This window comes from Micromonospora sp. NPDC005291 (genome assembly GCF_040607415.1).
Classification (GTDB): domain Bacteria; phylum Actinomycetota; class Actinomycetes; order Mycobacteriales; family Micromonosporaceae; genus Micromonospora.
The window spans coordinates 20,870-33,228 of record NZ_JBEXGR010000017.1; the positions used below are offsets into that span (position 1 = coordinate 20,870).

13 protein-coding genes are annotated in these 12,359 nt (G+C 73.3%); 12 read left to right on the forward strand and 1 reads right to left on the reverse strand.

From position 1 onward, the window contains the following. Positions 1 to 2: 2 nt before the first annotated feature. The 9 genes from ABZT18_RS21925 to ABZT18_RS21965 all read left to right on the forward strand — a co-directional run bounded on the left by ABZT18_RS21925 (position 3) and on the right by ABZT18_RS21965 (position 8,574). Positions 3 to 785, forward strand: a complete 783-nt coding sequence (locus ABZT18_RS21925) for a hypothetical protein (protein ID WP_354994842.1) — start codon at positions 3 to 5, stop codon at positions 783 to 785. Positions 786 to 796: 11 nt separating this feature from the next. Continuing rightward, complete coding sequence (locus ABZT18_RS21930) at positions 797 to 1,102, forward strand: DUF167 domain-containing protein (RefSeq protein ID WP_354994841.1); 306 nt, start codon at positions 797 to 799, stop codon at positions 1,100 to 1,102. 22 nt (positions 1,103 to 1,124) lie between these two features. Then, positions 1,125 to 2,624 (forward strand): potassium/proton antiporter, encoded by a 1,500-nt coding sequence (locus ABZT18_RS21935; RefSeq protein ID WP_355252356.1) that lies wholly within the window; start codon positions 1,125 to 1,127, stop codon positions 2,622 to 2,624. Between the two features lie 225 nt (positions 2,625 to 2,849). Continuing rightward, the gene (locus ABZT18_RS21940) at positions 2,850 to 3,269 is read left to right on the forward strand and encodes a TraR/DksA C4-type zinc finger protein (protein WP_354994839.1); all 420 of its coding nucleotides are present in this window, start codon (positions 2,850 to 2,852) and stop codon (positions 3,267 to 3,269) included. Between the two features lie 64 nt (positions 3,270 to 3,333). Further along, a complete protein-coding gene (lspA, locus tag ABZT18_RS21945) occupies positions 3,334 to 3,951 on the forward strand; it encodes a signal peptidase II (protein WP_354994838.1) in 618 nt (205 codons plus the stop codon). Next, entirely contained in the window at positions 3,948 to 4,892 is a 945-nt protein-coding gene (locus tag ABZT18_RS21950; RefSeq protein WP_355252359.1) for an RluA family pseudouridine synthase, read from the forward strand. Before lspA ends, ABZT18_RS21950 begins: the two co-directional genes overlap by 4 nt. A gap of 42 nt (positions 4,893 to 4,934) precedes the next feature. Next, complete coding sequence (locus tag ABZT18_RS21955) at positions 4,935 to 5,963, forward strand: hypothetical protein (protein WP_355252362.1); 1,029 nt, start codon at positions 4,935 to 4,937, stop codon at positions 5,961 to 5,963. Positions 5,964 to 6,037: 74 nt separating this feature from the next. After that, positions 6,038 to 7,696, forward strand: coding sequence for an AAA family ATPase (locus ABZT18_RS21960; RefSeq protein ID WP_355252365.1), 1,659 nt, complete (start codon positions 6,038 to 6,040; stop codon positions 7,694 to 7,696). Between the two features lie 215 nt (positions 7,697 to 7,911). Then, entirely contained in the window at positions 7,912 to 8,574 is a 663-nt protein-coding gene (locus ABZT18_RS21965) for a DUF2567 domain-containing protein (RefSeq protein ID WP_355252450.1), read from the forward strand. Here ABZT18_RS21965 and ABZT18_RS21970 read toward each other — a convergent pair. Then, a complete protein-coding gene (locus tag ABZT18_RS21970) occupies positions 8,489 to 9,193 on the reverse strand; it encodes an LON peptidase substrate-binding domain-containing protein (RefSeq protein WP_355252368.1) in 705 nt (234 codons plus the stop codon). The two genes, ABZT18_RS21965 and ABZT18_RS21970, sit on opposite strands and share 86 nt — an antisense overlap. Positions 9,194 to 9,299: 106 nt before the next feature. On the opposite strand from ABZT18_RS21970, the gene hisD reads away from it, so the two are divergent. Genes hisD through hisB form a run of 3 tightly spaced genes read left to right on the forward strand, consistent with a single transcriptional unit; the run spans position 9,300 to position 12,356 of the window. Continuing rightward, positions 9,300 to 10,622: a histidinol dehydrogenase gene (hisD, locus tag ABZT18_RS21975; RefSeq protein ID WP_355252371.1), complete on the forward strand. Its 1,323-nt coding sequence runs from the start codon at positions 9,300 to 9,302 to the stop codon at positions 10,620 to 10,622. Continuing rightward, positions 10,619 to 11,707 (forward strand): histidinol-phosphate transaminase, encoded by a 1,089-nt coding sequence (locus ABZT18_RS21980; RefSeq protein WP_355252374.1) that lies wholly within the window; start codon positions 10,619 to 10,621, stop codon positions 11,705 to 11,707. The genes hisD and ABZT18_RS21980 overlap by 4 nt, the downstream gene beginning before the upstream one ends. A 37-nt stretch (positions 11,708 to 11,744) precedes the next feature. Next, complete coding sequence (gene hisB, locus ABZT18_RS21985) at positions 11,745 to 12,356, forward strand: imidazoleglycerol-phosphate dehydratase HisB (protein ID WP_204941261.1); 612 nt, start codon at positions 11,745 to 11,747, stop codon at positions 12,354 to 12,356. Positions 12,357 to 12,359: the final 3 nt, after the last annotated feature.

Below are 12,359 nucleotides of genomic sequence, written 5' to 3' on the forward strand. Positions count from 1 at the left end.
CCGTGATAGTCGCAAGTCTCCTGCTCATCCTCGTCGCGGTGGTCCTGCTGGTGCTCGGCCTGGCCGGCGGTTCCAGCTTCATGTTGATCATCTCCATCGCGGCCAGTCTGCTGGCCGCCGTGGCGTTGGTGGTGGGCGCCCGCCAGGCAGCCGCCAACCGCGCTACGGCGGACCCCGGCCGGACCGGCTGGCGGCACCCTGACGCACCCCGCACGGCCAGCCAGGCCACGCCGGGTGTCGCGTACGGGCCACCGCTGGTCGAGCCGGAGGTGCCGGTCCAGCACATGCCCACGACGGTCGGTACCGGCGGCACCGGGTGGCGGCAACCACCCGCGCCGCCGGTCGACCACGCGCCGCCATTCGACGAGGTGCCGCCGTTCGACCCGCGCGTCGACGACGCGCCGCCGTTCGACCAGGGGTCGCCGTTCGACCAGGGGTCGCCCTTCGTGACTCCGACCGACGACGCCTCCTCTCGCGCCAGGCCCGTCAGCCCGGCGTCGCCGTTCGCGGCGTCGACCGATGACGCCTCCCGCTTCGGCGCGCAGGCAGCCGAGGAGCCGGCCGAGCAGCCGGTCACTCCCGCCGAGGCAGCCCGGGTGGCTCGACTGCCGGATGCCGTCGAGGTGGTGGACGGTCGCCCCCGCTACCACCTCGCCAACTGCCCGCACCTGCTTGGCCGGGTGGCCGAGACGCTGCCGGTCGCCGAGGCCGTCGAGATCGGTTTCACTCCGTGCGCTCAATGCGCGCCAGCCACCGTCCTGCTCGCCGACGCCCGGCCGATCTGAAGCGGGCACCGGTGCCCGCTCAGGACACGCTCACGGTGGCGGTACGGGTGAAGCCTGGCGCCTCCCGGGACCGGGTGGGTGGCCGCTTCGATGGACCGCACGGGCCCGCCCTCGTGATCGCGGTGCACGACCCGGCTGTCGACGGTCGGGCGACCGAGGCGGCCCGCCGGGCGTTGGCCGGCGCCTTGGGCGTTCGACCCGCCGCGGTGTCACTGCGTGCCGGCGCTGCCAGTCGGGACAAGCTCTTCCTCGTCGATCGGCCCGGCCCGGAGCTGTCCGAGGTGCTGCGCCGACTGCGCGACGGATCCGCCGAGTGAGGAACGCCCAGGCCAGGCAACCGTGACGCCCGGGTTGGATATCGCGCTGCTGCTCGGTGCGGCCGTGCTGTTGGTCGCGGTGGGTGCGGTCCGGCTCTCCACCCGTCTCGGCGTGCCCAGCCTCCTGGTCTATCTGGCGCTGGGCGTGGCGATCGGCGAGGGCGGGCTGGGCATCCGCTTCGACGACGTCGAGCTGACCCGGGCCCTCGGCTTCTGCGCGCTGATCGTGATCATCGCCGAGGGCGGCCTCACCGCCCGGTGGACCACCCTGCGCCCGGTGCTCGGGTTGGCCTCCGCGCTCTCCACGCTCGGGGTGGTCGTCAGCATCGTGGTGGTCGGTGTCGCCGTGCACCTGCTGCTGGGGCTGGACTGGCGGTTGGCCCTGCTCTACGGCGCGGTGCTCTCGTCCACCGATGCGGCGGCCGTCTTCGCCACCCTGCGTCGACTGCGGTTGCCGCCCCGGCTGGTGGCGACGCTGGAGGCCGAGTCGGGCATGAACGACGCCCCGGTGGTGCTGCTGGTGGTGCTGCTGTCCCATCAGGGTTGGTCGCACCCGTGGTGGTTCGAGGTCGGGCTGGTCTGTTACGAGCTGGGTGTCGGTGCGGCGGTGGGCGTGGGTGCGGGTGTCGCCGGCACCTGGGCGCTGCGCCGGGCCGCGCTGCCCTCGGCGGGGCTCTACCCGATCGCCGCGGTGGGCATCACCGTGCTGGCGTACGCCGCCGGGGCGGTGCTGCACGCCTCGGGGTTCCTCGCCGTCTACGTGGCCGGGGTCCTGCTCGGCAATGCCCGGTTGTCGCACCGGCAGGCGATCCTCGGCTTCGCGGACGGGCTGGCGTGGCTCGCCCAGATCGGGTTGTTCGTGCTGCTCGGGTTGCTGGTCTCGCCGGGCCGACTGGCCGCGGCGGTGCTGCCTGCGGTGGTCGCGGGGCTGGCGCTGGTGCTGCTGGCCCGGCCGCTGTCGGTGGCCGTCTCGGCGGTGCCGTTCCGGGTCGGCCTCCGAGAACAGGCGTTCCTGTCCTGGGCCGGGCTGCGTGGGGCGGTGCCGATCGTGCTGGCCACCATTCCGCTCTCCGAGCGGGTGCCCGGCGCGGAGCGCCTCTTCGATGTGGTCTTCGTGCTGGTGGTGATCTTCACACTGGTGCAGACCGGGACGCTGGGGCCGTTCGCCCGCTGGTTGCGGGTCACCGCCCCGGCCGAGGCCGCCGAGATTCATGTGGAGACCGCCCCGCTGGAGCGGATGCGGGCCGACCTGCTCCAGTTGGAGGTGCCGCCGGGCTCACGGTTGGCCGGCGTGCACGTCGACGAGCTGCGGCTCCCGCTGGGCGCCTCGGTCACCCTGGTGCTGCGCGGCGGGGTGGGATTCGTGCCCGCACCGGACACCCGCCTGAAGACCGGCGACAGCCTGTTGATCGTGGCGACCGTCGGGGTGCGGGACGCCGCGGAACGGCGGCTGCGGGCGGTCAGCCGGCGGGGTCGCCTGGCCCGATGGTTTGGTGAGTACGGGGATGAGGTGGTCGGTTGATCTGCTAGCGTTCCTTTTGCCCCAGTTCGGCAAGGCTAGGGGCTGATAAGCGGTACGACGGTGCGGCACGTTGTCGGACGCCTGTACGTTCCGTATTCTTGCCAACCTCCGGAGTGCGCGGCCATCGTCGCCGCGCGCCCCTTTTCGTACATGGGGGACGCCTTGGTCGGCGCCCCCTGACCAGGTGCCGCGGACCGCGCGGCTCCCCGGCCGAGGGAGCGACTCATGGCGAAGCCAGCCGACACCAGGACCGCCGGGCGCAAGCCGGTGGCCAGGGCCACCCGCAGCACCGCGGAGACCGAGAAGATCCGGGCGGCGCTGGCGGCGCGGCGGGACGAGCTTCGCGCCGAGTACGATCAGACGCTGAGTGAGATCACCGAGCTGCAGCGCGATCGGCTGACCGACTCGGCCGGGGACGACCAGGCCGACACGGGCACCAAGACGCTCGAGCGGGAGCAGGAGATCTCTCTCGCCAACAGCATTCTGGAACGGATCACGCAGGTTGAGCGCGCTCTGGAGCGCCTCGACGAGGGTGGTTACGGCTGGTGCGAGCGGTGCGGCAACCCGATCCCGGTCGAGCGCCTCGCCGCCTTCCCGTCGGCCACCCAGTGTGTGACGTGCAAGCAGCTGGAGGAGCGGCGCTGAGGTCCGTTCCCCGGCGGTGATGAGACGGTGAGCGATCACCGCCGAGATTGTCGATGGGGAGCGCATGACCGCAGTACCGTCCGCCGAACCCGGCCGCACCGACCCGGGCGGCGGCAGACGCCGGCCCCGGGCCGTCGCGATCCTCGCCGGAGTCGCCCTGGTGGCCCTGCTGGCCGACCTGGTCACCAAGCACCTCGCGCTGGCCGCGCTGACCGACCGGGAGCCTGTCCGGCTGCTCGGCGGGCTCGTCTACCTGAGCCTGACCCGCAACAGTGGTGCCGCCTGGAGCATCGGTGCGGACCACACCTGGATCTTCCCGCTGATCACCATCGGTGTGGTCGGCTGGATCGTCTGGATGGCACTGCGACTGCGCTCGCTGCCCTGGGCGATCTCCCTCGGCCTGGTGCTGGGTGGCGCGCTGGGCAACCTCGTCGACCGGATCTTCCGGGCACCCTCCCCCTTCCACGGGCACGTGGTCGACATGATCAGCCTGTTCGACCCGTACGGCCAGGTCTGGCCGGTGTTCAACCTGGCCGACAGTTCGCTGGTCTGCGGCGTGCTGCTGGCCGTTCTGCTGGAGCTGACCGGCCGCCAGCGTGACGGCCAGCGGGTCGGCCGCGACGGCAAGCCCACCGACACGAGCGCCGCCACCCACGGTGCCGACCAGAGGGAGCGGGCATGACCTCCGCGTTCGCCGCTGGCGGCGACCACCGTTCACTGCCCGTCCCGGACGGCCTCGACGGGATGCGACTCGACCAGGCGGTGTCACGTCTGTTCGGGCTCTCCCGCACCGCCGCCGCGGCCCTGATCGATGCCGGGGACGCACTGGTCGACGGTGCCGCCCGGCCCAACTCGCACAAGGTCAAGGCCGGCTCGTGGCTGGACGTCACGCTGCCGGCGCCGGTCGCACCGCCGACCGTGGTGCCGCAGGCGGTGCCCGGCCTGCGCGTGGTGTACGCCGACGACGACATCGTGGTGGTCGACAAGCCGGTGGGCGTGGCCGCGCACCCCAGCCCGGGCTGGACCGGCCCGACGGTGATCGGCGCCCTCGCCGCGATCGGGCACCGCATCTCCACCAGCGGCGCCGCCGAGCGGCAGGGTGTGGTGCACCGGCTCGACGTGGGCACCACCGGGATCATGGCGGTCGCCAAGAGCGAGCACGCGTACACGGCGTTGAAGCGGGCCTTCAAGTACCGCGAGGTGGACAAGGGCTACCACGCGGTGGTGCAGGGGCACCTGGACCCGCTGCGCGGCACCGTGGACGCGCCGATCGACCGGCACCCCACCCACGACTACCGCTGGGCAGTGGTCTCCGGCGGCAAGCCGAGCATCACCCACTACGACACGCTGGAGGCGTTCCCGGCGGCCAGCCTGGTCGACGTCCGACTGGAGACCGGCCGGACCCACCAGATCCGGGTGCACTTCTCCACCCTGCGGCACCCCTGCGTGGGCGACCTCACCTACGGCGCCGACCCCACCCTCTCGGCCCGCCTCGGCCTGGCCCGACAGTGGCTGCACGCTCGCGAACTGAGCTTTCTGCACCCCCGAACGGGGGACGAGGTCCGGTTCGTCAGCGACTACCCTGACGACCTGGACCGTGCGCTCCAGATCCTGCGTGACTGAGCGGCGACCGCCCGACACCGATCCGACGAGGGGATCCCGCCCGTGCGCGCCGGCAACCTGCTGCGGCAACTGGACCAGCGGCTGCTGCCGCCGCTGACCCGGGCCGTGGCCCGGCTGGGCGACCGGTCGGCGAGGTCCGGGGTGCTCACCTGGGCCGCCGTGCTCTCCGCCGCGGCGGTGCTGGGCACCGCGGTCTGGGCCGCCGACGACACTCCGGTCGGTGACCGGACGGTGGGTGAGGTGACCCGGGTCGGGGTGACCGACGGCGACTCCGTCCCCGGCTACCTGCGGTCCGCCGCGGCCGACCTGGCCGGGCTGCCCGCGTCCGCCCCGGCCACCGGGGACGGGACGTATGCGCTGGTCACGCTCGACGCGTACCTGCCGCCGCAGCGTCTGGCGGCGGTGCTCGGCGACGTGCCGGTCTCGACCGTCTTCGGGCGGGTTCCGCTGCCCGGGCGTCAGACCGAGATCGTCAAGATTCCCGCGCTGCGGGTGCCGGACGACGTGGTCGCGGGGATGGCACAGGTGGCGACCCGCAAGGACACCGAAGCCGCCGACTACCGGGCCAGGGCCGCCGCGGTCAGCGGTGTTGGTGCGGACGAGCGGGAGTTGCGTGAGCGGTACGCCAGCGGCGCAGAGGTGGCCGCCGCCGAGGCGGAGGCGTACCGCGCGGGCTGCGCCTGTGTCTACGCGGCGGTGGTACGGGCGACGCCGGTGGCGCTGCGCGGCGTGGCCGCCCGGCCGGACGTGCGGGCGGTCGACCCTGCCCCCGAGGTGTACCGACTGGACCGCACGGTCTTCACGCCGCCACTGCCCGAGCAGCGCGACGTGGTGCGCCCGCCGGCCGACACCGGGCCGAGCCCCGAGCCGACCCCGGACGGGCGGTCGGAGCCAACGCCGGCCGCACCGACGCCCTCGGCGTTGATGGGCGAATCGTCGGAACCCGCACCGGTCGTGACGATCCCGTCACTCGAGCCGTCGTCGGCGGAGCCCACCGAGCCGGCACCGCCGAGGGTCACCACCTCCCCGGACACCATCGGCGCCGAGCCGCCGGCGCCCACGTCGTCGTGATCTGCGTCGGCTGGTGTGCGTTCTGAGGTGTGGTCCGAATAGGGTTTGGTTCGTAGCCTGTCAGACGGAGATCGATGGCGCTGGGAGGGCGGGCCGTGGAGGGCAGTGAGACCGGCTGGGGCCGGCCGGCCGAACCAGCGCCGCGGTGGCGCGCGTTGTTGGACCGCGCCCGGCTGGGCGGTCGCGGCGCGGAGCAGACCGAGCCGGACCAGCGTGCCGACGAAGCGCCGCCGGATCCTCTGCCACGGCGTGCGGCCCCGAATGGCTACGCCGGGCGGGCGCCGGCCATCGGGCATCCGGCCGAGCTGTCGTACGGTGCGGAGCCCCCTTACCGGGCCGAGGCGACCTACCGCGTCGACCCCGCCTACCGGGCTGAGCCGGGCTATCGGGCGGAGCCGGATTATCGGGCTGAGCCGGGCTATCGGGCAGAGCCGGATTATCGGGCTGAGCCGGCGTACCGGACCGAACCGGGCTATCGCGTCGAACCGGGCTATCGCGCTGAGCCGGATTATCGCGCTGAGCCGGGCTATCGCGCCGAGCCGGATTATCGGGCTGAGCCCGATTACCGGGCGGAGCCGGAATATCGGGCCTCGCCGGGCTACCGGCCGGAGCCGACGTACCGGGCCGAGCCTGAGCCGCCACCACGCGGCCCCGAGCCGGTCCAGTCGCGCTACGCCGTGTTGGACAACGGCTACCGGCCGGGCGACCCGCCGGTGGAGTCGCGGTACGCCCTGCTGCAGAGCGGCTACCAGCCGGAGACCGGCTACCCGGTGCCCGTGCCGCCGCCCCCGCCGGTCGCACCGCCGCCAGTCGCACCGCCACCCGCCCCTCCAGTCGTACCGCCACCCGCCCCGCCGGTCGGCTCGGCCATCGCCGAGCGCGCCTATCCCGCCCGTATCGAGTGGCGCTCGCAGGGCGTCGACCAGGAGCAGGAGCGGGCCAACGGGGTGCTCCAGCGGGACCTGGGCACGCCCCGGGTCTTCGCCTTCGCCAACCCCAAGGGCGGGGTGCACAAGACCACCGCCACCGTGCTCGCCGCGGCCACGGTCGGCAGCGTCCGCGGGCAGGGCGTGCTGGCCTGGGACGACAACGAGCTGCGCGGCACTCTCGGGCTGCGCGCCGGTAGCGCCCGGCACGCCCGGACGATCCGTCATCTGATCACCGACCTGGCCCAGATCGAGATCCTCGAGGGCGAGACCCTGCTGGATCGGCTGGACGACTACCTGCGGCACGCCTCCGACGGCTCGTACGACGTGCTGGCCGGCGAGGAGAGCCCGCGCTTCGCCCAGCGACTGGACCAGTTCACCGTCCGGCGTGTGCTGGAGTTGCTGCGGCGCACCCACGACGTCGTCTGCGTGGACACCGGCAACAACGTGGAGAGCCCCAACTGGCGCACGGTGATGCAGGCCGCCGACCAGTTGGTGGTGACCACCGTGCCCCGTGAGGACGCGGCGTTCAGCGCGGACTGGATGCTCGACCTGCTGCACGAGGAGGGCATGGGCGAGTTGGCGGACAACGCGATCACCCTCATCTCCTGCCCGACCCCGGGTCGCTCGGCGTTGCAGGAGGATCTGGAGCGGCACTTCGCCACCCGCACCCGTGGGGTGGCCGTGGTGCCGTACGACCCGGCGCTGGAGACCGGGTCGTCGATCGAATACCACCAACTCCAGCCGGAGACCCGGCAGGCGTGGTTGCGGGCGGCGGCGATGATGGTGGAGCCGTTCGCCCGGTGAGCGGGTCTGCCGCCACCTCAGCCCCGGCCCCGCACCGGGCCTGAGAGGATCATCGGGTGAGCCCGGACAACCCCGACCCTGAGCGGCCCGCCGACGAGCCCGAGCGGCCCGCTCCGCCCGGCCGGTCGGGGGCGACCCCGCCGTCGGCCGAGCCTGACTCGCCGGCCGAGCTCGACCCGCCGGATGCCGCACCCTCGACGGCGTACCAGAGCTCGCTGGAGCTGAGCTTCGACGAGCCGCGTCGCCCGCTGCGTGTCGCGGCGACGGTGTTGGGCGTCGTGCTCGCGCTGGCGGTGCTGGGTGTGCCGTTCGGGCTGCTCTGGGCCGTGCTCGCGCCGGACACGCCGGTGCTCAAGACCGCCGAGGGGGCGATCTACACCGAGCCGCAACCGGAACAGCCGATCGCCGCGGACGGGTGGTTCAGCCTGCTCGGGCTCGCCTTCGGGCTGCTCGTGGCGCTCGCCCTGTGGTTCGTGCTGCGTCGGCGGCGCGGCCCCGTCGGGCTGCTCGCCGCGGTGCTCGGCACGTTGGTCGCCGCGCCGGTGGCCTGGCAGGTGGGGCGGCGGGTCGGTCTGGCCACCTTCGAGCGGCTGCTGGCCACCGCCCCGGCCGGGCAGGCCTTCACCAAACCCGCCGACCTGCGGGCCGGTGGGGTCGACTGGCTGCTCGGCGTGCTGCCGGTGCCGCACGGCAGCCTGCTGCTGCCGGCGTTCGGCGCCGCGATCATGTACACCCTGCTGGCCGGCTGGTCGCGTTGGCCAGGGCTGCGCCCGGAACCTGACCCTGCGGGTTTCAGTTGGGTGTCGGCGGAGACGCCAGCTCCGCCAGCGGCACCGGAACCGCCCGCACCTGACGCAGCAGAGCCGCCTCGCGGTTGAGCAGCCGCAGCTCGGCGCGGAGCCGGGCGGCGGTGTCGTCGATCGCCAGCAGCCGTTGCCGGTCGTCGACGGTGAGCGCCGCGGTCGCCGCCACCAGGTGGGAGAGCACGGTCGGGTCCTCCGGCAGTTGCTCGGAGATCTCCTCCGGGTCGGAGCGGATCAGGCCGAGGTATTGCCGGAACACCGCGATCACCCGGGCGGCCAGCAGGTCGGCGACCTCGTCCGGCCCGGCGGGCTCGGGCAGCCACTCGACGTCGGCGGTGAGGTAGGGCGTGGTGCTGTCGTCGACCTCGGCGATCCGGAAACGGCGTCGGCCGACGGTGACGATGTCGAAGCCACCGTCGGCCAGCTCGGTCACCTGGCGCAGCTCGGCGGTGCAGCCCACCTCGTGCAGCGTGATCTCGCCCACGTTCGGTGTCGCGTGGGCGCCGGACCCGGTGGACGCGACCTCCCAGCCGGCCTGGATGGCCACCACGCCGAACTCGCGCGGGGCACCCTCGGGCAGGTTGACAAGGTGTCGGACCAACGCTCGGTAGCGCTCCTCGAAGATGTGCAGTGGCAGCACCAACCCGGGAAAGAGCACCGTTGCGAGCGGGAACACCGGCAGCCGTGCGGTCACATGGTCGAGCCTAACCAATCTCGCCGCCGTGGGCGTGGCCCGGCTCACCGTCTCGGCGACCGGGCGGCTCGGGTGGCCTCCGGACCGGCCGCCTAGACTCGCAAGGGTGCTGAATCGGATCGACCTGCGCAACGGTCTCGGTGACCCGCGCCGCCTGCTGCCCCGTGCCCAGCTCGACGTGTCGGTTGCCGTCGAGCGGATCCGACCTCTGGTGGAGGCGGTCCGGGAGCATGGGTACCCGGCGATCCGGGAGGCCAGCGAGCGATTCGACGGCATCTCCCCGGAGGTGCTGCGGGTGCCGGTCGAGGCGATCACCGAGGCCGAGGGGGTGCTCGACCCGAGTGTGCGCGCCGCGCTGCTGGAGTCGATCGCCCGGGCTCGTCGGGTGCACGACGACCAGCGGCGCACCGACCACACCACGCAGGTGGTGCCCGGCGGCACGGTCACCGAGCGGTGGCTGCCGGTCGACCGGGTAGGCCTCTACGTGCCCGGTGGCCTGGCCATGTACCCGTCGACCGTCGTGATGAACGTCGTGCCCGCCCAGGCGGCCGGGGTGCGCTCGCTGGTGGTGGTCAGCCCGCCGCAGAAGGACAACGGTGGCCTGCCTGACGCCCGGGTGCTCGCCGCGTGCGCGCTGCTCGGCGTCGACGAGGTGTACGCGGTGGGCGGCGCCCAGGCGGTGGCGATGCTGGCGTACGGCGCGGCGGTCGACCCGTCGGGTGAGCTGCGGTGCGACCCCGTCGACCTGATCACCGGCCCCGGCAACATCTGGGTGACCGCCGCCAAGCGGCTGCTGCGCGGCGTGGTCGGCATCGACGCCGAGGCCGGGCCGACCGAGATCGCCATCCTGGCCGACGACATGGCCGATCCGGCGCACGTCGCCGCCGACCTGATCAGTCAGGCCGAGCACGACCCGCTCGCCGCGAGCGTGCTGGTCACCCCGTCGCTGGCGCTGGTCGAGTCGGTCGAGCGGGAGCTGGCCCGGCAGGTGCCGGAGACCAAGCACACCGAGCGGGTGACCACGGCGCTGACCGGTGAGCAGAGCGGCGTGGTCCTGGTCGACGATCTGGAGGCGGGGCTGCGGGTGGTCGACGCGTACGCGGCCGAGCACCTGGAGATCCAGACGGTCGACGCCCGGGAGTGGGCGTTGCGGGTCCGCAACGCCGGGGCGATCTTCGTGGGCGCCTGGTCCCCGGTGTCGCTCGGCGACTACTGCGCCGGCTCCAACCACGTGCTGCCCACCGGCGGCTGTGCCCGGCACTCCTCCGGACTGTCCGTGCAGTCCTTCCTGCGCGGCGTGCACCTGATCGAATACACGGAGGCCGCGCTGCGCGACGTGGCCCCGCACGTGGTCACCCTGGCCACCGTGGAGGACCTGCCCGCGCACGGCCAGGCGGTTCAGGCCCGCTTCCCGGGAGGGACGGCATGACCAACCTGGACGATCTGCCGATCCGTGACGACCTGCGGGGGCTGTCGCCGTACGGTGCGCCGCAGCTGGACGTGCCGGTGCGGCTCAACACCAACGAGAATTCCCACCCGGTGCCCGAGCCCGTGGTGGAGGCGATCGGCAAGGCGCTCGCGGCCGAGTTGCGCGAGCTCAACCGATACCCGGACCGGGACGCGGTGGCGCTCCGCGCCGACCTGGCCGACTATCTCGGGCACGGGCTCACGGTCGAGCAGGTGTGGGCGGCCAACGGCTCCAACGAGATTCAGCAGCAGCTGCTCCAGGCGTTCGGCGGGCCGGGGCGCAGTGCGCTCGGCTTCGTTCCGGCGTACTCGATGCACCCGCTGCTGGCTCTCGGCACCGGCACCCGGTGGGTGCCCGCCGCGCGCGGCGTCGACTTCGGGTTGACCGCCGACGAGGCGGTCGCCCAGGTCCGCGAGCACCGGCCCGACGTGGTCTTCCTCTGCTCGCCGAACAACCCCACCGGCACCGCACTGGACCCGGCGGTGATCGCCGCGGTGCTCGACGCCGCGCCCGGCATGGTGATCGTCGACGAGGCGTACGCCGAGTTCGCCCGGCCCGGGACGGTCAGCGCCCTCGCGGTGCTGCCCGGCCACCCGCGGCTGGTGGTCACGCGGACGATGAGCAAGGCCTTCGGCTTCGCCGGCGGGCGGCTGGGTTACCTGGCCGCCGACCCGGCGGTGGTGCAGGCGGTGCAGTTGGTCCGGCTGCCGTACCATCTCTCCGCGCTGACCCAGGCCGCCGCGCGCGCGGCGGTGTCCCACCGCGATGCCCTTCTCGGTACGGTGAGCGCGATCATGGCGCAGCGGGACCGGATCGTGGCGACGCTGCGAGAGCGCGGGTTGCGGGTCGCCGACAGCGACGCCAACTTCGTGCTCTTCGAGGTGGGCGGCGACCAGACCACCGTCTGGGACGCCCTGCTGGCACAGGGGGTGCTGGTCCGCGACGTCGGCCTGCCGGGCTGGCTGCGTGTGACCGCCGGCACCCCCACCGAGACCGATGCCTTCCTTTCTGCAATGGAGACTGTGCAGTGGGAGCGCGAGGAGTGAGCTTGCGAGCCCCGCAGTCGCGACCGAGAGGCAAGAAATGAGCCGGACCGCCCGGGTGGAGCGGATCACCAAGGAGACCAAGGTTCTCGTCGAGATCGACCTCGACGGCACCGGCACCGCCGAGATCAGCACCGGCGTCGGTTTCTACGACCACATGCTGCACCAGATCGCCCGGCACGGTGGCTACGACCTGACCGTGCGCACCGTGGGTGACCTGGAGATCGACGCGCACCACACCATCGAGGACACCGCGCTCGCCCTGGGCGCCGCGTTCGACCAGGCGCTCGGCGACAAGGCCGGCATCCGGCGGTACGGCTCGGCGACGGTGCCGATGGACGAGGTGCTGGTCCGGGCCGCGGTGGACCTCTCCGGCCGGCCGTACGTGGTGCACGACGAGCCGGTGCTGGCCCCGTACATCGGGCCGGTGTACGCGACCAGCATGACCCGGCACATCTGGGAGTCCTTCGGTCAGGCGGCCCGGGTCACGCTGCACGTCGACGTGCTGCGGGCTGCCCGGCCGGGCGGTCACCCGGACGCGCACCACGTGGTGGAGGCGCAGTTCAAGGCGGTCTCCCGGGCGTTGCGCGAGGCCACCGCGATCGACCCGCGCGCGGCGGGCGCGATCCCGAGCACGAAGGGCGCCCTCTAATGG

Coding starts and splice junctions, on each gene's coding strand:
- ABZT18_RS21940 (WP_354994839.1), top strand. CDS start 2,850: ATGGCGAAGCCAGCCGACACCAGGACCGCCGGGCGCAAGCCGGTGGCC.
- lspA (WP_354994838.1), top strand. CDS start 3,334: ATGACCGCAGTACCGTCCGCCGAACCCGGCCGCACCGACCCGGGCGGC.
- ABZT18_RS21950 (WP_355252359.1), top strand. CDS start 3,948: ATGACCTCCGCGTTCGCCGCTGGCGGCGACCACCGTTCACTGCCCGTC.
- ABZT18_RS21960 (WP_355252365.1), top strand. CDS start 6,038: ATGGCGCTGGGAGGGCGGGCCGTGGAGGGCAGTGAGACCGGCTGGGGC.
- ABZT18_RS21980 (WP_355252374.1), top strand. CDS start 10,619: ATGACCAACCTGGACGATCTGCCGATCCGTGACGACCTGCGGGGGCTG.
- hisB (WP_204941261.1), top strand. CDS start 11,745: ATGAGCCGGACCGCCCGGGTGGAGCGGATCACCAAGGAGACCAAGGTT.